Source organism: Pseudomonas sp. Xaverov 83 (assembly GCF_019352905.1).
Lineage (GTDB): Bacteria > Pseudomonadota > Gammaproteobacteria > Pseudomonadales > Pseudomonadaceae > Aquipseudomonas > Aquipseudomonas yamanorum.
This window is the reverse complement of sequence record NZ_JAAAFU010000029.1, coordinates 89,467-108,927: the sequence shown is the minus strand read 5'-3', so window position 1 is coordinate 108,927 and position 19,461 is coordinate 89,467. Positions and strand designations below refer to the sequence as shown.

20 protein-coding genes are annotated in these 19,461 nt (G+C 61.5%); 13 read left to right on the top strand and 7 right to left on the bottom strand.

Going from position 1 to position 19,461, the window contains the following annotated elements; translation table 11 throughout:
* The first annotated feature begins 5 nt into the window (after nt 1–5).
* The 6 genes from K0H47_RS11800 (at nt 6) to K0H47_RS11775 (ending at nt 5,692) form a co-directional block, all read left to right on the top strand.
* Nucleotides 6–566, top strand: a complete 561-nt coding sequence (locus tag K0H47_RS11800) for a DUF1285 domain-containing protein (protein WP_177025748.1) — start codon at nt 6–8, stop codon at nt 564–566.
* Nucleotides 567–636: 70 nt separating this feature from the next.
* A complete protein-coding gene (locus K0H47_RS11795) occupies nt 637–1,350 on the top strand; it encodes a GntR family transcriptional regulator (RefSeq protein ID WP_076015082.1) in 714 nt (237 codons plus the stop codon).
* A complete protein-coding gene (locus tag K0H47_RS11790; RefSeq protein ID WP_177025749.1) occupies nt 1,347–2,348 on the top strand; it encodes an ADP-ribosylglycohydrolase family protein in 1,002 nt (333 codons plus the stop codon). Before K0H47_RS11795 ends, K0H47_RS11790 begins: the two co-directional genes overlap by 4 nt.
* Before the next feature lie 197 nt (nt 2,349–2,545).
* Nucleotides 2,546–4,012 carry a cytosine permease gene (locus K0H47_RS11785; protein WP_219272719.1) on the top strand — a complete coding sequence of 489 codons (1,467 nt, stop codon included), beginning with the start codon at nt 2,546–2,548 and terminating at the stop codon, nt 4,010–4,012.
* Complete coding sequence (locus K0H47_RS11780) at nt 4,005–4,925, top strand: PfkB family carbohydrate kinase (protein WP_177071195.1); 921 nt, start codon at nt 4,005–4,007, stop codon at nt 4,923–4,925. The genes K0H47_RS11785 and K0H47_RS11780 overlap by 8 nt, the downstream gene beginning before the upstream one ends.
* A gap of 38 nt (nt 4,926–4,963) precedes the next feature.
* On the top strand, nt 4,964–5,692 hold the full coding sequence (locus tag K0H47_RS11775; RefSeq protein ID WP_063027962.1) for a class I SAM-dependent methyltransferase: 729 nt from the start codon (nt 4,964–4,966) through the stop codon (nt 5,690–5,692).
* 129 nt (nt 5,693–5,821) lie between these two features.
* On the opposite strand, the gene K0H47_RS11770 is transcribed toward K0H47_RS11775, so the two are convergent.
* From K0H47_RS11770 to K0H47_RS11750, 5 genes are all read right to left on the bottom strand, one after another.
* The gene (locus K0H47_RS11770; RefSeq protein WP_219272716.1) at nt 5,822–6,202 is read right to left on the bottom strand and encodes a Rho termination factor N-terminal domain-containing protein; all 381 of its coding nucleotides are present in this window, start codon (nt 6,200–6,202) and stop codon (nt 5,822–5,824) included.
* A gap of 56 nt (nt 6,203–6,258) precedes the next feature.
* Entirely contained in the window at nt 6,259–6,525 is a 267-nt protein-coding gene (locus tag K0H47_RS11765) for a hypothetical protein (RefSeq protein WP_017475797.1), read from the bottom strand.
* Nucleotides 6,526–6,573: 48 nt separating this feature from the next.
* Nucleotides 6,574–6,921, bottom strand: a complete 348-nt coding sequence (locus K0H47_RS11760; RefSeq protein WP_063027966.1) for a hypothetical protein — start codon at nt 6,919–6,921, stop codon at nt 6,574–6,576.
* Between the two features lie 85 nt (nt 6,922–7,006).
* The gene (locus K0H47_RS11755; RefSeq protein WP_219272713.1) at nt 7,007–8,200 is read right to left on the bottom strand and encodes an MFS transporter; all 1,194 of its coding nucleotides are present in this window, start codon (nt 8,198–8,200) and stop codon (nt 7,007–7,009) included.
* Between the two features lie 86 nt (nt 8,201–8,286).
* Nucleotides 8,287–8,946 carry an HD domain-containing protein gene (locus K0H47_RS11750; protein WP_063027970.1) on the bottom strand — a complete coding sequence of 220 codons (660 nt, stop codon included), beginning with the start codon at nt 8,944–8,946 and terminating at the stop codon, nt 8,287–8,289.
* Nucleotides 8,947–9,058: 112 nt separating this feature from the next.
* On the opposite strand from K0H47_RS11750, the gene K0H47_RS11745 reads away from it, so the two are divergent.
* From K0H47_RS11745 to K0H47_RS11720, 6 genes are all read left to right on the top strand, one after another.
* On the top strand, nt 9,059–9,538 hold the full coding sequence (locus K0H47_RS11745; protein ID WP_004371239.1) for a GNAT family N-acetyltransferase: 480 nt from the start codon (nt 9,059–9,061) through the stop codon (nt 9,536–9,538).
* Nucleotides 9,539–9,687: 149 nt separating this feature from the next.
* Complete coding sequence (locus tag K0H47_RS11740) at nt 9,688–10,509, top strand: SDR family oxidoreductase (protein ID WP_063027974.1); 822 nt, start codon at nt 9,688–9,690, stop codon at nt 10,507–10,509.
* A 31-nt stretch (nt 10,510–10,540) separates the two neighbouring features.
* Nucleotides 10,541–11,521 carry a substrate-binding domain-containing protein gene (locus K0H47_RS11735; protein WP_063027976.1) on the top strand — a complete coding sequence of 327 codons (981 nt, stop codon included), beginning with the start codon at nt 10,541–10,543 and terminating at the stop codon, nt 11,519–11,521.
* Nucleotides 11,518–13,026 (top strand): L-arabinose ABC transporter ATP-binding protein AraG, encoded by a 1,509-nt coding sequence (gene araG, locus K0H47_RS11730; RefSeq protein ID WP_063027978.1) that lies wholly within the window; start codon nt 11,518–11,520, stop codon nt 13,024–13,026. Before K0H47_RS11735 ends, araG begins: the two co-directional genes overlap by 4 nt.
* Before the next feature lie 18 nt (nt 13,027–13,044).
* Nucleotides 13,045–14,010 (top strand): L-arabinose ABC transporter permease AraH, encoded by a 966-nt coding sequence (araH, locus tag K0H47_RS11725; protein ID WP_026077769.1) that lies wholly within the window; start codon nt 13,045–13,047, stop codon nt 14,008–14,010.
* Between the two features lie 185 nt (nt 14,011–14,195).
* Nucleotides 14,196–14,999: an IclR family transcriptional regulator gene (locus K0H47_RS11720; RefSeq protein ID WP_063027980.1), complete on the top strand. Its 804-nt coding sequence runs from the start codon at nt 14,196–14,198 to the stop codon at nt 14,997–14,999.
* 138 nt (nt 15,000–15,137) lie between these two features.
* Here the strand turns inward: K0H47_RS11720 and K0H47_RS11715 are convergent, their stop codons facing one another.
* Entirely contained in the window at nt 15,138–16,190 is a 1,053-nt protein-coding gene (locus K0H47_RS11715) for an NAD(P)-dependent alcohol dehydrogenase (RefSeq protein ID WP_219272827.1), read from the bottom strand.
* A 181-nt stretch (nt 16,191–16,371) separates the two neighbouring features.
* On the opposite strand from K0H47_RS11715, the gene K0H47_RS11710 reads away from it, so the two are divergent.
* The gene (locus tag K0H47_RS11710) at nt 16,372–17,262 is read left to right on the top strand and encodes an AraC family transcriptional regulator (RefSeq protein ID WP_004371227.1); all 891 of its coding nucleotides are present in this window, start codon (nt 16,372–16,374) and stop codon (nt 17,260–17,262) included.
* A 193-nt stretch (nt 17,263–17,455) separates the two neighbouring features.
* Here K0H47_RS11710 and K0H47_RS11705 read toward each other — a convergent pair whose 3' ends face one another.
* Nucleotides 17,456–19,120, bottom strand: coding sequence for an electron transfer flavoprotein-ubiquinone oxidoreductase (locus K0H47_RS11705; RefSeq protein WP_063027982.1), 1,665 nt, complete (start codon nt 19,118–19,120; stop codon nt 17,456–17,458).
* Nucleotides 19,121–19,461: the final 341 nt, after the last annotated feature.

The following is a 19,461-nucleotide window of genomic DNA, read 5'->3' as shown; positions in this document are numbered from 1 at the left end:
ACAGCATGAGCGATTCGGCCAAGGCCAATGACCTGTTGGCGCAATTGCCCAAGGGCAAGGGGCCCGCACCGGTGCATCTGTGGAACCCGGATTTTTGCGGCGATATCGACATGCGCATTGCCCGCGATGGCACCTGGTTCTATATGGGCACGCCGATTGGCCGCAAGCCGATGGTCAAGCTGTTCTCCAACATCATCCGCCGCGATGGCGATGATTACTTCCTGATCACCCCGGTGGAAAAGGTCGGGATCAAGGTCGATGACGCGCCCTTCGTCGCCGTGACCCTGGAAGTCGAAGGGCAGGGCGGAAGCCAGGTCCTGCGCTTTACCACCAACGTGGATGAGCAGGTCGAGGCCGGTATCGAGCATCCGCTGCGGGTGGTGATCGACCCGGACACCCAGGAACCCTCGCCATACCTGCGGGTGCGCACCAACCTCGAAGCCTTGGTCCATCGCAATGCGTTCTATCAGTTGGTGGAGTTGGCGGTGACCCGTCCGATCAACGGTAAGAACTGGCTTGGCGTCTGGAGCGGCGGGGTATTTTTCCCTATCGGCCTGGAGCCCTGAGGCTGATTTCTCCCTTCCTCTGAAATAATTCGCTTGCTGTAGCCGGGCGCTTTCGGTTATCAATTTGTACATGATTAGACATGTCCGATTTGATAAGAAAAAACGCGTCGTCGACGAGCTGATCCGCCGTATCGAGGGTGGAGTGATGGCTGACGGTGTCCTGCTGCCAGGCGAGCATCAGTTGGCCGAAGAGTTTTCCGTCAGCCGCGGCACCCTGCGTGAGGCCCTGGCCGAGCTCAAGCGCCGCAGCTACATCGCCACCCAAAGCGGTGTGGGCTCCATCGTCACCTTCGACGGCATGGTGCTCGACCAACGCAGCGGTTGGGCCCAGGCCCTCGCCGACACCGGCGCAGTGGTCACCTCCGAAATCCTGCGCCTGGAAGCAGTCACCCGCCCGGACCTGCTCAGCAGTCACGGCAGTGACCAATTCATCGCCCTCGATCGCCGCCGTCGCGCCGCCGACGGCACGTTCGTGTCCCTGGAGCGCTCGCTGATGCCGGCCTCCGGTGGTCTCGAGAGCCTGCCGCAAGTCGGCCTGATCGATAACTCCCTGACCATCACCCTGGCAGCCTACGGCTACGTCGGCGCCACCGGCAGCCAATGGATCGGTGCCGAGCCGTTGAACGAAGAAGACGCCCAATTGCTGGGGCGGCCGGTGGGCACGGTGTTCCTCAAGGCCCTGCGCACCACGTACGACCGGCAGGACCGGTTCATGGAATCCGTCGAAAGCCTGCTCGACCCTCTGCACTTCCGCCTGCACCTTCAATTTGGAACACCGACATGACCGCCACCACCCGCGCCCTCGGCGCCTTCTACGGCCTGGCCCTGGGCGATGCGTTGGGCATGCCCACCCAGTCCCTGAGCCGCGAGCAGGTCAAGGCGCGTTTCGGCGCGATCACCGCCCTGGAAGATGCCGACGCCGATCAGCCGATCGCACCGAACATGCCCAAGGGGTCGATCACCGATGACACCGAACAGGCGATTCTCGTCGGCCAGTTGCTGGTAGACGGCCAAGGCAAGATCGAACCCACCGAACTGGCCCAGCGCCTGATCGACTGGGAAGCGGTGATGCGCGCCAAGGGGTCCCAGGATTTGCTGGGCCCGTCCACCAAACGGGCGATCGACATGATCCTGGCGGGCCATACCCCGGAAGAATCCGGGCGCTACGGCACTACCAATGGCGCCGCCATGCGCATCACCCCGGTGGGCATCGCGGCGGACGTCAATGACCCTGCGCAGTTTATCCAGGCGGTGATCCAGGCGTGCCAGGTCACACACAACACCAACCTGGGCATCTCCAGCGCCGCAGCCGTGGCCGCGGTAGTTTCCGCCGGGATCAACGGTGTCGACCTGGGCGAAGCGCTGAACATCGGCACCCAGATCGCCCAGCAGGCGGAAAACCATGGCCACTGGATTGCCGGTGGGCGCATCGCCACCCGCATCAGTTGGGCGCGCACCTTGAGCGTCGACAGCGGCGACAAGGCGCTGTTTACCGACCTGCTCTACGAATTGATCGGCACCTCGGTGGCGTCCCAGGAATCGGTGGTGGTGTCGTTTGCCCTCGCACAGCAAGTCGCGGTGGGTGAAGTGAATGCCTTCGAAGCCCTGTGCATGGCCGCCAGCCTTGGCGGCGACACCGACACCATCGCCGCGATTCTCGGCGCAATGCTCGGTGCGTGCCTGGGGATGCAGTGCTGGCCTGAGGCGATGATTGAGCAGGTCAAGCAGGTTAACGGCCTGGACCTGGAGCCCTTGGTCCAAGGCCTCCTCGATCTGCGCTGAGCACCGCAGATCAAAAATGTGGGAGCTGGCTTGCCTGCGATAGCGGTCGATCAGTGAATGCATCATCGGCTGACACTTCGCTATCGCAGGCAAGCCAGCTCCCACATTGATCGCGCCGAGTCAGGACGACCGGAACACAGATTCAACTTGCCAACCTGCCACAACCACAAAAAAACAGGCATCAGGAGCACCCCACCATGAGTACGCCCTCTTCCGGCCAAAGCGCCGGGCAATTGGAAACACGCGGCATCGAGCCGGTCCCGGAAGGCGAGTGCAACGGCCATCCGCTGCAACTGTTCTGGGTCTGGTTTGCGGCCAACATCAGCATCCTCGGCTTGCCCCTGGGCGCGACCCTCGTGGCGTTTCGCGGCCTGGCAATCTGGCAGGCAATCATCGTGGCGATCCTCGGCGCCGCCGGCTCGTTTGCGGTGGTGGGCATCATCTCCATCGCCGGCCGTCGTGGCCGTGCACCGAGCCTGACCCTGTCCCGGGCGATCTTTGGCGTACGCGGCAATATCGGCCCGACGCTGGTGTCGCTGATGTCGCGTCTGGGCTGGGAAACCGTCAACACCACCACGGCGGCATTCGTGCTGCTGTCGTTGTGCTCGATCCTGTTCAACTCGCCGGTTGCCGCCAAAAGCGCGCCGGTACTGACCCTGCTGTTCATTGGCATCTTCGTGCTGTTGACCCTCGCCGTATCGGGCCTGGGCCACGCCACCTTGCTGGTGATCCAGAAGTGGGCCACCTACGTGTTCGGCGCACTGAATATCCTGGTGGGCGGTTTCCTCTGCGCCACCATCGACTGGAGCGCGGTGTTCAACGCCACGCCAGCGCCGTTGAGCGCGATGATCATCGGCGTCGGCACCATGGCGGCCGGTACCGGCATCGGCTGGGCCAACGCCGGTGCCGACATGTCGCGCTACCAGCACCGCAGCGTCAAGGCCGTGCGCCTGGTAGCGTCTGCCGCCTTCGGGGCGGGGATTCCGCTGGTGCTGTTGATCACCCTCGGCGGTTTGCTGTCGGTGGGCAACAACGACCTGGCGTCGGCCACTGACCCGATCATCGCGATCCGCGACATGCTGCCGACCTGGATGGCCGTGCCATACCTGATCACCGCGTTTGGCGGGCTGCTGCTGTCCAACAACCTGTCGGTGTACTCGGCTGGCCTCACCACCTTGACCCTCGGCTTGAAGGTCAAGCGCGTGCACGCGGTGATCGTCGACATCGTCGCGATCTTCGCCGGGTCGATCTACTTCATGCTGATCGCCGACAGTTTCTATGGTCCGTTCATCACCTTCATCTCGTTGCTGGCGGTGCCAATCACCGCCTGGGTCGGGATCTTTGTGGTTGACCTGATCCATCGCCATTACTACAGCCCCAAAGACCTGCTGGACGTGACGCCAAGCAGTGCCTACTGGTATCGCGGCGGGGTTGAATGGCGTGCATTTGGCGCCTGGGCGATTGCGATTGTGCTGGGTTTCAGCTTCACCACCATCGGCACGACGGCCGAGAACATCTGGTTCGCCGGGCCGCTGTCCGATTCGTGGCTGGGCCATAACGGCCTGGGCTGGATCGTCACCTTCCTGGTGGCCGGCGGGATTTATGCGGTACTGGGTGGCGCGGCTGATCGTCGTCCGGCTTTGGTAGAGAGCGCTAATGTCTAGATTGCTGCACAGCGGCCAGGTCATCGTCGACCTGGTCATGTCCCTCGACACATTGCCCGCCACCGGCGGCGATGTATTGGCCAACTCCGCCAGCTTCGAAGCCGGCGGCGGCTTCAACGTGATGGCCGCCGCCCGACGCAACGGGTTACCGGTCGTGTATCTGGGCCGTCACGGCAACGGCCGCTTCGGTGATCTGGCACGTGCGGCAATGCAAGCCGAAGGCATTGAAATGGCCCTGGCCGCCAGCGACGACAAGGACACCGGCCTGTGTGTGTCCCTGACCGAAGCCACTACCGAGCGCACCTTCATCTCCCACATCGGCGCCGAAGGTGACCTGCTGGCGCAAGACCTGGCCAATGCGGTACCACGCGACGACGACTATGTGTACGTCAGCGGCTACAGCCTGCTGCTGGAGGGCAAGGCCCGGGCGTTGCTCGATTGGCTGCTGGCGTTGCCGCGGGAGATCACCGTGGTGTTCGATCCGGGCCCGCTGGTGAAGGCACCGGACTCGGCCTTGATGGTCGCCCTGTTGCCGCGTATCGACATCTGGACCAGCAACGGTCCGGAAGCACTGGCCTTCACCGGCGCCAGCGACCTTGCGGGCGCATTGCTCAAGCTCAACGACCACCTGTCCGCCGACACCTTGCTGGTGGTGCGCGATGGGCCGAATGGCTGTTGGGTCAGCCGTAATGGTCAGGCCGAACATGTGCCGGGATTCAAGGTCAAGGCGGTGGACAGCAACGGTGCCGGCGATGCTCACGCCGGGGTGTTTATCGCCGGCCTGGCCAATGGCCTGGCGCCGGCGGTTGCGGCCCGTCGCGCGAATGCGGCGGCGGCATTGGCCGTCACGCGCTGGGGCCCGGCCACCTCACCGGGCACGGCTGAAGTGGATGCGTTGTTGAGTGCGGGCTGATTCGGCAGAATAGTCGCCATTCAGCACGGAGCAGCGTCATGACCCAGAACATCTACGACACCGAGGTTTTCTTCGAGGGCTACAGCAAAATGGGGCGCTCGGTAGAAGGCCTCGCCGGCGCTCCGGAGTGGCCGGCGTTGCAAGCCATGCTGCCGTCGATGCCGGGGTTGAAAGTGGTGGACCTGGGTTGCGGCTATGGCTGGTTCAGTCGTTGGGCCCAAGAGCAGGGCGCCGAACAGGTGCTGGGGCTGGATGTCTCGCAAAAGATGCTGGCGCGGGCGAAGGAGATGACGTCATCTTCGGCCATCACCTACGCCATCGCCGACCTGGAAAAACTCGACCTTCCGGATGCCGCTTTCGACCTGGCCTACAGCTCATTGGCGTTTCATTACATCGTCGATCTGAAAGGCCTGTTCGCGCGCATCCATCAAGCGTTGGTCCCGGGCGGGCGGTTGGTGTTTTCCATCGAACACCCGATCTTCATGGCGCCTCGGCAACCGGGCTGGCTGATTGATGAGCAAGGGCGCAAGAGCTGGCCGGTGGACAGCTATCAATTGGAAGGGCCACGGGTGACCAACTGGTTGGCGGATGGCGTGATCAAGCAGCATCGCACGGTAGGCACGTTGCTGACGCTGTTGATCCAGGCAGGGTTCACCCTGACCCATGTAGACGAGTGGGGCCCCAGCGAAGCGGACCTGAAGGCCCGCCCCGCACTGGCAGAAGAGCTTGAGCGCCCAATGATGCTACTGGTGGCCGCCCACCGCTGATTCCGTGGCTGCAAACCCGATCAAAAAATGTGGGAGCGGGCTTGCTCGCGAAGGCGGTGGGTCAGCCAATGAATCTGGCACTGATACACCGCCTTCGCGAGCAAGCCCGCTCCCACATTTTGATCCGCTTTAACCGGCCTTTTTCAGCGCCTCAATCAACTCATCTTTACGCATCGTCGAGCGCCCGGGAATGTCCTTGGCGCGCGCTTCCTTCAGCAAGCTTTCCTTGGTCTGTGTACTCAGCGAAACTCGGCTGTTACGCGGATGCCCTTCACGACTGGCCGCAGCCCGCTTGGCCGACTCATGCCGGTCCTGGGACTTCTTCGCCGGGGCCTTGCGCTGGCCTGAACCGCCAGCCTTTTCGCCGCCACCGGACTGCTTGTTGACGGTGGCCCACGCCCGGGCCTCGGCTTCTTCTTTCGACAAGCCCTGGTGCTCATAACTCGCTTCGATATGAGCGGCCTTGCGTTTTTGTTCGGTGGTGTATTTGGCTTTGCTTCCACGAGGCATTGCGATACTCCTCCTGGTTCTGGCCCTTCGCGAAGGGCCAGGCCAGACAAAGTGCGTTACTGGCCCGCTTCGCTTTCCAGCTTGCGAGCCGCTTCCACGCCGGATGCGGTGAGCTTGATCGGCAGGTTCAGCGCATGTTCACCGGCATCGTTGCAAGTCACATGGCCCTCCTTGATCCACCCGCGGTCCTGCAAGGTGGCCAAGGCGCTGGCCACCACTTTTTCACCTCGGTAGTTGTCCAGCACTTCCTTGCCCAACCCACTGGGATGAGCGTGGAGCAGACGGGTGAGGACTTCTTTTTCAAGGTTGTGATCGACGTTCATGCATACCTCTTCACTGGGAAATGGTTGGGTGTTCGTCTTTCTCGCGGATTAAGGCGCTGGCTGTTTTGGCGCACCAGGGATGTTGGAGTCATCGCCTTTATTGATCGAAGGTGAAGTGGCGCCAGGGCCCATTTTGCCGTTAGGCACCGCACCGCTGTTGCGATTGGTGTCGTCGCCCTGGGTGCGTGGGTCTCTGCTGTTGTCGATGATGGCGCCGCCATTGGTGTCCATGCCGGTGCCCATCGAGTCCTTCGACTCTTGAGTGGCCGGGTTGGGCGGGCTGCCGACAGGGTCGGTCGGGCCGGTGCTGGAACCTGTGGAGGCGGCAAAGCTGCTCAGCGAAACCGCAGACAGCAAACCGGTGAGGGCGAGGGCGGCAAATTTGGAAGTCGTCATGATGGTGTCTCCATATGATTAATGTCCTTACCTGATATTGGTCCGCCCCTGTTTGCGATTCGTGCCTCGATACCGACGAACGGTCTTACGTCGCTTGTAAGATTTTGTGTGACGCGATTCGGCGCCAGATCAGCCGCACGACTGTGATCAGCCAATTGAGCAAAGCCACGGTCAGCACACTCATCAACAGGGTCGGCATGCCGTATTCGACGATGACCTTGCCCGCCAGCAGCGGGAAACCGAACACTCCGATAAAGTACGCCAGGCTGAACAACAGCAACGCCTGGGAGGTGGTGCCAGCGGGTGCCTCGTTGGCGGCCAAACCATTGATCACCGAATACGTCAGGCCATAACCGACGCCCAGGGTGACGGCTGCCAGCAGGTAGCTGTAATTGCCGCTGACCCTGAAGCCGAACAGGAAAATCGACACCAGCATCAACCCCGACAGCACACACGCCGCCCAATACGGATCACGCTTGACCACGATGCCGGCGATCAGCAGGCGGCTGGTAATCGCCGCACTCATGAAGCCTAGGAAGAACAGCGAATAGTCCAGCCCGTGCAGCGCCGCGTAGCTGGTCTGGAAACTCGACAACCCGCCAAACACGCAACCGCCGAGGCCCACCATGATGATCGCGAACAGCGCTTTCGATGACAGCACCTGGCGCGTGGCCGACCAGGAAATCTTCGACGCCGGCGCAGCGTGCTGACTGAGGGCGCGACCCAGACGCCAGAAAATCACCACGCCCGTAAGGCTCGCCAGCGCCGCAATAAAAAATGCCGCCGTCAACGAAAAATCCAGCGCACTTGCCGCCCGCCCCAGCAGCGGCCCGGAGCCGATTCCGGTCATCATGCTGCCCGACAGCAAGGCGAAATATTTGGCGCGCTGCGCCGGTTCCACCAGCATCGCCACGATGATCGGCCCCAGCGTATAGAACACGCCCCAGCCCAATCCCAACGACAAGCCAAAGAACATCAAGCCCTCGCCAAATCCCGGTGTCAGCGCAAAGCCCAGGCATGCCACCACCAGCAATACGCCGAGCAGGGCAATCGACCTGGCGGCTCCCAGCAGGTCCGCCAGATGCCCGGAAACCAGCACCGCCACAAAGGTGCTGAGCATTGCCATGGAGATCACGCTGCCGGCGTCGTGTTCGTTGCCGCCGCGTGAATGGATCAGCAGCGACAGCAAGAATGTCGAGCCATAGGACAAGGAAAGCAGGTAGCTGGCGAGGCAGAAAAGAGCGAACAGTTTTCCACCAACCGCAGGTGAGGCGTGCATGGAGAAGCCTTGCGTCTGTTGGATTTATGCCCAACTTTTTACCATGCACGGCGCGCGGGATTGTTCTGTGGTTCGCGGTGCTTGGGTTAGCCCGCAGCGGAGTATGGTGTGCCGATTTCTTCGATGAACAGGTCCATGAATCCCTTCAGCCGCTCATGGCGCGCCAGGGCCATGCGTTGCCCCGTCGGCGTCTGAAATCCGCCCGCCAGATGCAGCAGCTTGGTCTGGAAATGGTCGAGGCAAAAGCGCTTGTCGTCGTACTCACGGCGCTGTGCCGTTGGGTCCGCCGGGTCATACAGCCCGCTGCCCATGCGCCCTGCGATGTAAAACGTGCGGGCCACGCCGATCATGCCCAGGGAATCCAAGCGGTCGGCATCCTGCATAATCTTTGCTTCAAGCGTTACCGGCGTCAGGCCCGCCGAAAAGCTGTGGGTCTCGATGGCATGCGTCACCGCTGTGATCGTCTCGGGCTGCCACGCCAACCCCTGCAAAATCTCCCCGGCCTTGTCCGCCGCCAATGTTGAGGCCTTGGACCGCAACGGCGAATTCTTCTCCACCGCGACGCAGTCATGCAGCAGCACCGCCGCCAGCAGCACCTCCAGATCGCCACCTTCCTCTGCCTGGATCGACCGCACGTTGTGCCACACCCGTTGCAAATGGGACAGGTCATGGGCGCCGTCTTCCGAAGGCTCAAGGGCGTGAGGCAATAACGTCGCGGCGAGGTCGGTCAAGGGCGTGAAGGGCATGGGGATTCTCAAAGGTCGATAGCCTGCAGGTTAGCCGCGAATGAAATTGCACTGCAATCGGTCATTAAAGCGCCTTAGTATGTGTGCTCTCTTTCCCTGACAAGGCCTGCCCATGACCATCGAGATTCGCCCCGCCGTGCCCAGCGATGCTGCGCAGATCCTGACCTTCATCACCGAGCTGGCCGACTACGAAAAAGCCCGGCACGAAGTGATCGCCAGCGTGGTGGACATCGAGCGCAGCCTGTTCAGCGAAGGCGCCACCGCCCACGGCCTGATCTGCCTGCGGGACGGTTTGCCGATCGGCTTTGCGGTGTTCTTTTTCAGTTACTCCACCTGGCTCGGCAGCAACTGCCTGTACCTCGAAGACCTGTACATCAACCCCGAGCAACGCGGCGGCGGGGCGGGCAAGAAGTTGCTGCGCCATCTGGCGAAAATCGCCTGCGACAATGGCTGTGGGCGTTTCGAGTGGAGCGTGCTGGACTGGAACGAGCCGGCCATTGCGTTCTACAAATCCATCGGCGCCCAGCCACAGGAAGAGTGGGTGCGCTACCGCATGGAAGGCGATGCCTTGAGGGATTTCGCCCAAGGTTGAAGGCCCATAAAGAGCCGGCTATCACAGCCGGTTTTTTTATACGTTTGCTCACTATATGGGATGATAATTTATATATTGAGATGTTTTGGTTTCTGGGTTTATAGTCTTGCGCATCAGCACTCACTACCAAAAACAAAACAGGTGAAGCGATGCAGGCACAACCGTTGTCCTTACCTCCGGTGCCCGAGCCGACTTACGGCGAGCGACTGAAGAACAAAGTCGTGGTCATCACCGGTGCTGCCCAAGGCATAGGCGAGGCCATCGTCGCGTGCTTCCAGGCCCAGCAGGCGCGCCTGGTGATCGGTGATATCCAGGGTGAGAAGGTCGAGAAGGTCGCGGCTCACTGGCGAGCGCGCGGCGCCCAGATCTACGCGCAAGCCGTCGACATCACTTCCAAGGATCAATGGCGCGCCCTGGTGGACGTGGCCATCGAACGCTTTGGCCGCGTGGATGTGCTGGTCAACTGCGCCGGCGTCAACGTGTTCCGCGACCCGCTGGAAATGACCGACGAAGACTGGCGCCGCTGTTTCGCCATCGACCTCGACGGCGCCTGGTACGGCTGCCGCACCGTATTGCCGCACATGATCGAGCAGGGCATCGGCAACATCATCAATATCGCCTCCACCCATTCCAGCCACATCATTCCCGGTTGCTTCCCGTACCCGGTGGCCAAGCACGGCCTGCTGGGGCTGACCCGCGCACTGGGCATCGAATACGCACCCAAGGGCATCCGTGTAAATGCCATCGCGCCGGGCTATATCGAAACCCAACTCAACGTCGATTACTGGAACGGCTTTGCCGACCCCCACGCCGAGCGTCAGCGCGCCTTTGACCTGCACCCGCCCAAGCGCATCGGCCAGCCGATTGAAGTGGCGATGACGGCACTGTTTCTTGCGACCGATGAGGCGCCCTTTATCAATGCCACCTGCCTGATGATCGATGGCGGGCGGTCGGTGATGTACCACGATTAACAGGTTTCCAAATAACAAGAAGAGGTGGTTCATGCTCAAGAAGACACTAGGCACCCTTGCACTCACAATGGCACTCAGCGGCCTGGCCTCTGCCGAAGAAGTAAAGATCGGCTTTCTGGTCAAGCAGGCGGAAGAGCCTTGGTTCCAGACCGAATGGGCCTTCGCTGAAAAAGCCGGCAAGGACCATGGTTTCACCGTGATCAAGATCGCCGTGCCCGATGGCGAGAAAACCCTATCCGCCATCGATACCCTCGCTGCCAACGGCGCCAAGGGCTTCGTCATCTGCCCGCCGGACGTGTCCCTCGGCCCGGCGATCATGGCCAAGGCCAAGCTGAATAACCTGAAAGTGCTGGCGGTGGACGACCGCTTCGTCGACGCCAAGGGCAAGCCCATGGAAGACGTGCCTTACGTTGGCCTGGACGCCTACAAGATCGGCCAGAAACAAGGCGAAGCCATGGCCACCGAAGCCAAGCATCGCAACTGGGACTGGAAGGACACCTACGCCGTCATCAATACGTTTGACGAGCTGGAAACCGGCAAGAAACGCACCGACGGTTCGGTAGAAGGCCTCAAGGCCGCCGGCCTGCCGGTTGACCACATTCTGTTCACCGCGCAGAAAACCCTCGATGTGCCGGGCGCCATGGACTCCACCAACTCGGCCCTGGTGAAACTGCCCAGCGGCGCGAAAAACCTGCTGATTGGCGGCATGAACGACAGCACCGTACTGGGCGGCGTACGCGCCACCGAAAGCGCCGGGTTCAAGGCGCCGAATGTGATCGGCGTGGGCATCAACGGCACCGACGCCATCGAAGAACTGAAAAAATCCGACACCGGTTTCTACGGCTCGATGCTGCTCAGCCCCGATGCGTCCGGCTATAAAACCGCTACCGCGATGTTCGAGTGGGTGACCAAAGGCACCGAGCCGGCCAAGTTCACCGCCCTGGATAACGTGACCCTAATCACCCGCGCCAACTTCAAGGAAGAGTTGAGCAAGATCGGTCTGTGGAAATGAACAGCGCCGCTGCAGAGAGCCTGCGCTTCAACGGCATCGGCAAGGAGTTTCCCGGGGTGAAGGCCCTGGCGCAGATCAGCTTTGAAGCGCGGCCCCATTCGGTGCATGCGCTGATGGGCGAAAACGGCGCGGGCAAGTCGACCTTGCTGAAAATCCTCGGCGGTTTTTATCCGCCCAACAGCGGCAGCTTACAGTTGGGCGAACGCAGCGTGAGTTTCAAGTCGGCGGCCGACAGCATCGCCAGCGGCATCGCGGTGATTCACCAGGAGCTGCAACTGGTGCCGGAAATGACCGTCGCCGAGAACCTGCTGCTGGGGCATATGCCGTCGCGCTTTGGCGTGGTCAATCGCGGGGCGATGGTGCGCAAGGCACGGGAACTACTCAAGGGCCTGGCGGATGAAATCGATCCGAACATGCGCCTGGGCAGCCTGTCCCTCGGCCAGCGGCAACTGGTGGAAATCGCCAAGGCCATGTCGCGCAATGCCCATGTAATTGCGTTCGATGAGCCCACCAGCAGCCTCTCGGCCCGTGAGATCGAGCGGCTGATGGTGATCATCGCCCGGCTGCGGGATGAGGGCCGGGTGATCCTTTACGTGTCGCACCGCATGGAAGAAGTGTTCCGGATTTGCGATGCCGTGACGGTGTTCAAGGACGGTCGCTTCGTGCGCACCTTCGAGGACATGGCGCAGTTGAACGTCGACCAGTTGGTCAACTGCATGGTTGGGCGGGATATCCAGGACATCTACGACTACAGGCCGCGTGAGCACTCCGGTGAAGCGCTGCGAGTCGAAGGGTTGCTCGGGCCTGGGTTACAGGAGCCGGTGAGTCTGCAGGTGAACAAGGGCGAGATTCTTGGGCTGTTTGGCCTGGTCGGGGCGGGGCGCACAGAGTTGTTGCGCCTGCTCGCCGGGCTGTCCCGCAGTACCAAGGGTGCACTGTTGTTGCATGGCCAGGCGCAGACGTTCAAGACGCCGCGGGATGCGATTGCGGCGGGCGTGTTGCTCTGCCCCGAGGACCGCAAGAAGGAAGGCATCGTGCCCCGCGCCAGTGTTGCGGAGAACATCAACATCAGTGCGCGCCGCGACCATGCGCGCTTCGGCTGGCTGATCCAGGGCGGTTGGGAACGCACCAACGCCCAGCGGCAGATCAGCGCGTTGAACGTGCGCACGCCGTCTGCCGATCAACCGATTTTGTTCCTGTCGGGGGGCAATCAGCAGAAGGCGATTCTCGGTCGCTGGCTGTCGATGCCGATGAAAGTGTTGCTGCTGGACGAGCCGACGCGCGGCATTGATATCGGTGCCAAGTCGGAGATCTACCAGATCATCCACAACCTGGCGGCCAGTGGCATTGCGGTGATCGTGGTGTCCAGCGACCTGATGGAAGTGATGGGCATCTCCGACCGCATCCTGGTGATGAGCGAAGGCGCCCTGACCGGCGAATTGACCCGCGATCAAGCGGACGAAGCACGGCTGCTGCAACTGGCTCTTCCGCGTACGCGGGACTGAAGAATACGAGGGGTGGGTATGTCACAGGTAAAAACCGCAAGAAGCTTCTGGCCGGGGTTCAACCAGCGCAAGTTTCTTGATGATTGGGTCATGCTGCTGGCGGCCCTGAGCATCTTTGTGCTCAGCGCCATTTTCATCGACAACTTTCTCTCGCCGCTGAACATGCGCGGCCTGGGGCTGGCGATTTCCACCGTGGGCATTGCGGCCTGCACCATGCTGTTTTGCCTGGCGTCGGGGCACTTCGACTTGTCGGTGGGCTCGGTGATCGCCTGTTCGGGCGTGGTGGCGGGGATCGTGATTCGCGACACCGACAGCGTGTTCTTCGGCGTGTCGGCGGCGTTGGCCATGGGCCTGGTGGTGGGGCTGATCAACGGTATCGTGATTGCCAAGCTGCGGATCAACGCATTGATCACGACGCTGGCGACGATGCAGATCGTGCGCGGGCTGGCGTATATCTTTTCCAACGGCAAGGCGGTGGGCGTGATGGACGAAAACTTCTTCGTCTTTGGTAACGGCCAGCTGTTTGGCGTGCCGGTACCGATCATCATCACCGTGCTGTGCTTTGTGTTTTTTGGCTGGCTGCTGAACTACACCACCTACGGGCGCAACACCATGGCCATCGGTGGCAACCAGGAAGCGGCGCTGTTGGCCGGGGTGAATGTTGACCGCACCAAGATCATCATCTTTGCCGTGCACGGCGTGATTGGGGCGTTGGCCGGGGTGATCCTGGCGTCGCGGATGACCTCGGGACAACCGATGATTGGCCAGGGGTTCGAGTTGACGGTGATCTCGGCGTGCGTGCTGGGCGGGGTGTCGCTGAGCGGCGGGATCGGGATGATCCGGCATGTGATTGCCGGGGTGCTGATTCTGGCGATCATCGAGAACGCGATGAACCTGAAGAACATCGACACCTTCTACCAATACGTGATTCGCGGCTCGATCCTGTTGCTGGCGGTGATTATCGACAGGATGAAGCAACGATAAAAAGGGCGCCACAAGACCAATGTGGGAGCGGGCTTGCTCGCGAAAGCGGTGTGTCAGTCAGCCTATGCACTCACTGGAAAACCGCATTCGCGAGCCAGCCCGCTCCCACATGTTGATCTCCTCTGTTTTGCTGGTCCGCATTTGCCATAATGCTCGCCGTTTTCGTACTTCCCAATAGGCCCGATATGCAGGAAAACGCCCACATTCCCGTCAAAGACGCCGCCCCCACCGGCACCCAGACCCTGCTTCGCGGATTGGGCGTGGTGCAGGCAGTGGCCGCCGGCGCGCGGGATCTCAAGGAGATTGCCAAGCGCATCGGCACCACCCGCAGTACCACTCACCGCCTGGCCAGTTGCCTGGTGGAAGAGCGCTACCTGCGCGTGGTGCCGCAAGTCGGCTATCTGCTGGGGCCCAAGTTGATCGAGTTGGGGTTTCAGGCGCGCGAGGAATTGCCGCTGGTAAGCCTGGCGGTTCCCTACCTGGACGAGTTGTCGGCGCTGACTGGCGACACCATCCATCTGGCGATCCGCGAATACGACGACGTGCTGTACCTGCACAAGAACCCTGGTCGCAACGGCCCGGAAATGCGCTCGCGCGTCGGCCATCGCATGCCGCTGGCGCGCACCGGGATCGGCAAGGCGTTGTTGCTGGATGACACGGTGGAAGAGTGGCAGCGCCTGTATCAGGTCAGCCTGCCCACGGGCGGGAAAAACTTGCAGTGGCCGCAGCACCCCGAGCAATCCTGGGCGCAGTTTGAACAGCGCATGCAGGAATACGTGGCGGGCGGTTATGCGTTTGATCTGGAAGACAACGAACCGTCGATCCGTTGTGTCGCGGCACCGGTGCGCGATGCCAGCCGGCGAATCGTCGCCGGCATCAGCATCGCCAGTACCGTGCCCTACATGCCGCTGGAGAAAATGGCCGAGCTGATCCCTGTGATCAAACAGGTCGCAGCGCGGCTGTCAGCGGAGTTGGGTGCGAAGGCCTGATCAGGCCTGATCGTTCCCACGCTCCGCGTGGGAATGCCGCTTCGGACGCTCCGCGTCCAGCAGCACTTGAGCCCTGCGCAACAGTGACGCAGAGCGTCACAGCATGCGTTCCCACGCAGAGCGTGGGAACGATCTCGGTCAGGCCTTGAGGGTCGCCATGTCGATCACGAAGCGGTACTTCACATCACCGGCAATCATGCGGGTGTAGGCTTCGTTGATCTGGCGGATGTCGAGCATTTCGATGTCGCAGGTGATGCCGTGCTCGGCGCAGAAATCCAGGACTTCCTGGGTTTCGGCAATGCCACCGATCAATGAACCGGCCAGTACCTTGCGGCCCAGCACCAGCTTGGCAGCGTTGACGGGCGGGTCGACTGGCTCGATCAGGCCCACCAGGATGTGCACGCCGTCAAAGCGCAGCACGTCGAGGTAGGGATTCAAGTCGTGCTGCACCGGGATGGTGTCCAGCAGGAAATCGAAGTGCCCGGCAGCGGCTTTCATCTGTTCAGCATCGGTGGACACGATCACGTGATCGGCGCCCTGGCGACGGCCTTCTTCAGCCTTGCTCGCGGAGCGGGTGAACAATGTCACTTCCGCGCCCATGGCCTTGGCGAACTTGATGCCCATATGGCCCAACCCGCCCATGCCCAGAACCCCAACCTTGTCGCCAGCCTTCACACCGTAGTGCTTGAGTGGTGAGTAGGTGGTGATGCCGGCGCAGAGGATCGGCGCGGCGCTGGCCAGGTCGAGCTTGGCCGGGATCTTCACCACGAAGTGTTCGCTGACCACGATGCTGTCGGAGTAGCCGCCCATGGTGTTGCTGCCATCGACCCGGTCTGGCGTGGCGTAGGTCATGGTCGGGCCTTCGAGGCAGTATTGCTCGAGGTCGGCGTGGCAGGCGTCGCAGTGACGGCAGGAGTCGACCATGCAGCCAACACCCACCAGGTCGCCGACTTTATGCGCAGTGACGCTGGCGCCGACGGCGGTGACTTTGCCGACGATCTCGTGGCCCGGCATCAGCGGGTACACGGCAATGCCCCATTCGTTGCGTGCCTGGTGAATGTCGGAGTGGCAGACGCCGCAGAAGAGAATTTCGATCGCCACGTCATCAGCGCGCGGGCTACGGCGTTCGAAGGACATGGGGGCGAGGGGAGTGGTGGCCGATTGAGCGGCATAACCGATGGCGGTGTACATGGAGAAACCTCGCAGGTGCAGTGACAGGTGAGGTGGCGCATTCTCCGCGCCGAGGCTTGGGGCGGCCATGGCGATTGCTCCGAGTCTCATGCCTATTCCTCCGGGAGTGCCCCTGGATTGGATCACTGTGGCGCCAGACCTGCGATGATGGTCTCATCCCCTTTTCCGCGAAGTTTTTGCCATGTTGTTGACCCGCCATGTCGACGCCAATGCCGCGTTGGTTGCCCTGATCGAACCACTGACGCCCCGTGATGGCTTCTCCCCCACGAACCTGCCGGGCGTGCAGGTGTTGCGCGCCAGTTGCGATGTGGCGCGGGGCCCGCAGATTTACGAACCGAGCCTGATGATCGTCGCCCAGGGCAGCAAGGTCGCCTACCTGGGCCCGCGTACCCTGGAATACGGCGCCGGGCATTACCTGATCCAGGCGATGCCGGTGCCGTTCGAATGCGAGACCTTTGCCATGCCCAATGCGCCGCTGTTGGGGGTGACGGTGGGCATTGATCGGGTGGTGCTGGGTGAGTTGGTGATGGCGATGGGGATCCAGTCCGGGCCACCGCCGGCGGCGCAGACGTTGGAGTCCATGAGTTCGGTGGTACTGGATGACGCCATGCGTGGCTGTGTCGAACGGCTGTTGCAGTGCCTGCACGATCCGCTGGAGAGTCGGATCATGGGCCCGGCGCGGGTGCGGGAATTATTGTTCACCGCATTGCGCGGGCCACAGGCGGATGTTCTGCGGGCACTGGTGGAGCAGCAAGGGCAGTTTTCCCGGGTGGCGACCTCGTTGAATCACCTGCATGCCCATTACGCGGAGCCGCTGAATATCGAGACGCTGGCGGGTTACGCGCACATGAGTGCGTCGACGTTCCACGAACACTTCAAGCGCTGCACGCTGTTGTCGCCGGTGCAGTACCTCAAGCGTCTGCGGCTGCTCAAGGCGCAGCAGTTGCTGTTGGTGGAGGGGATGGGTGTGGCGCAGGCGGCCCATAGCGTGGGGTACCAGAGCACGTCGCAGTTCAGCCGGGAGTACAAGCGCTACTTCGAGCGCAGCCCTGGGGATGAGCGAGCGGCATAACTCTCCCAGGCACAACGCGGTCAAAAATGTGGGAGCTGGCTTGCCTGCGATAGCGGTGTGTCAGCCACAGATATATTGCTGACCCACTGCTATCGCAGGCAAGCCAGCTCCCACATTTGACCGAGTCGATGGGGCTTTTTCCGGGCCACAAAAAAGGCCCCCATTCGGGGGCCTCGTTTTTCAAGCCAGTGCCTTACATGTTCGGGTAAGTCGGCCCACCCGCACCTTCCGGTGTCACCCAGGTGATGTTCTGCGAAGGGTCCTTGATGTCACAGGTCTTGCAGTGCACGCAGTTCTGGGCGTTGATCTGGAAACGCTTCTCGCCGTCTTCCTTGGTGATCACTTCATACACGCCGGCCGGGCAGTAGCGCTGCGCCGGTTCATCGTAGAGCGGCAGGTTGGTGCCGATCGGGATGCTCGGGTCTTTCAGCTTCAAGTGGCACGGCTGTTCTTCTTCGTGGTTGGTACCGGAGATGAACACCGAGCTCAGCTTGTCGAAGCTCAGCTTGCCGTCGGGTTTGGGGTAATCGATTTTCTTGCTGTCCTTGGCCAGCTTGAGGCAGGCGTAGTCCGGCTTGGTGTCGTGCAGGGTGAACGGCATTTTGCCGCCGAGGATGTTCTGGTCGAACCAGTTGAAGCCGGCACCCAGGATCGGGCCGAACTTGTGCATCGCCGGGCCGAAGTTGCGGCTGGCGAACAGTTCTTCGTAGAGCCAGCTGTTCTTGAAGCTGTCGACGTAAGCGGTCAGTTCGTCGCCGCCTTCGGATTCGGCGAACAGGCGGTCGGCCACGGCGTCAGCCGCGAGCATGCCGGACTTCATGGCGGTGTGGCTGCCTTTGATCTTGGCGAAGTTCAGGGTGCCCAGGTCGCAACCGATCAGCGCGCCACCCTTGAACACCATTTTCGGCAGCGAGTTCAGGCCGCCTTTGCAGATGGCGCGGGCGCCGTAGCTGATGCGCTTGCCGCCTTCCAGGTACTGGGCCAGCACCGGGTGATGCTTGAGGCGCTGGAACTCGTCGAACGGCGACAGGAAGGTGTTGCTGTAGGACAGGTCGACGATCAAGCCCACGACCACCTGGTTGTTTTCCAGATGATAGAGGAACGAACCACCGGTGTTCTCGGCGCTCATGATGTCCAACGGCCAACCGGCGGTGTGGACTACCAGGCCTGGTTGATGCTTGGCCGGGTCGATTTCCCAGATTTCTTTCAGGCCGATGCCGTAGTGCTGGGCGTCAGCATCGCTGTCCAGGTTGAAGCGCTGGATCAGCTGCTTGCCGATGTGGCCACGGCAACCTTCGGCGAACAGCGTGTACTTGCCACGCAGCTCCATGCCCGGGGTGTAGACGCCTTCTTTTGGATGGCCTTCACGGTCGACGCCGAGGTCACCGGTGATGATCCCGCGCACCACGCCGTTTTCGTCGAACAGTGCTTCCTGGGCGGCGAAGCCCGGGTAGACTTCCACGCCCAGGTTCTCGGCCTGCTGGGCGAGCCAGCGGCACAGGTTGCCCAGGGAGATAATGTAATTGCCTTCGTTGTGCATGGTCTTGGGCACAAAGAAGTCAGGCACCTTGGTGGCGGCTTCGCTGGAGCGCAGTACATAGATGTCATCACGCACAACAGGGGTGTTGAGCGGTGCACCGAGTTCTTTCCAGTCCGGGAACAATTCGTTCAGGGCACGGGGTTCAAACACGGCACCGGAGAGGATGTGAGCGCCGACTTCGGAGCCTTTTTCGACCACGCAGACGCTGATTTCCTTACCGGCTTCGGCGGCCTTCTGCTTCAATCGGCAGGCGGCAGACAGGCCTGCCGGGCCAGCGCCGACGATGACCACGTCGAATTCCATGTATTCGCGTTCCACAGGCTATCTCCTACTCAAGGCTCAACGGCTTTTTTTTCTAATGGGTGGAGGTTCGGTAATTCGTCCGGCAATGCCTGCATAAATCTCATGCAAGGGGCAGGGGACGACCCACCTTTCTCTCTAGGTGGCGCATTATATCTACACCACTCTCAGCGTCCAATACAAACGTTTGTTTGAATTGCCCGCGAGCTAGGTAAATCAAAGCAACGCGGCTTATAACTGACCATTTTGCCGTATTGACCGGAATAGGCGTTCCGGTCAATATACGGTCGGTTTTGCGCATCCCGTAGGCAGACTGTGGGTTTCAAGGCCACCTCGAAAGACAGGCTGAAGGCAAATAA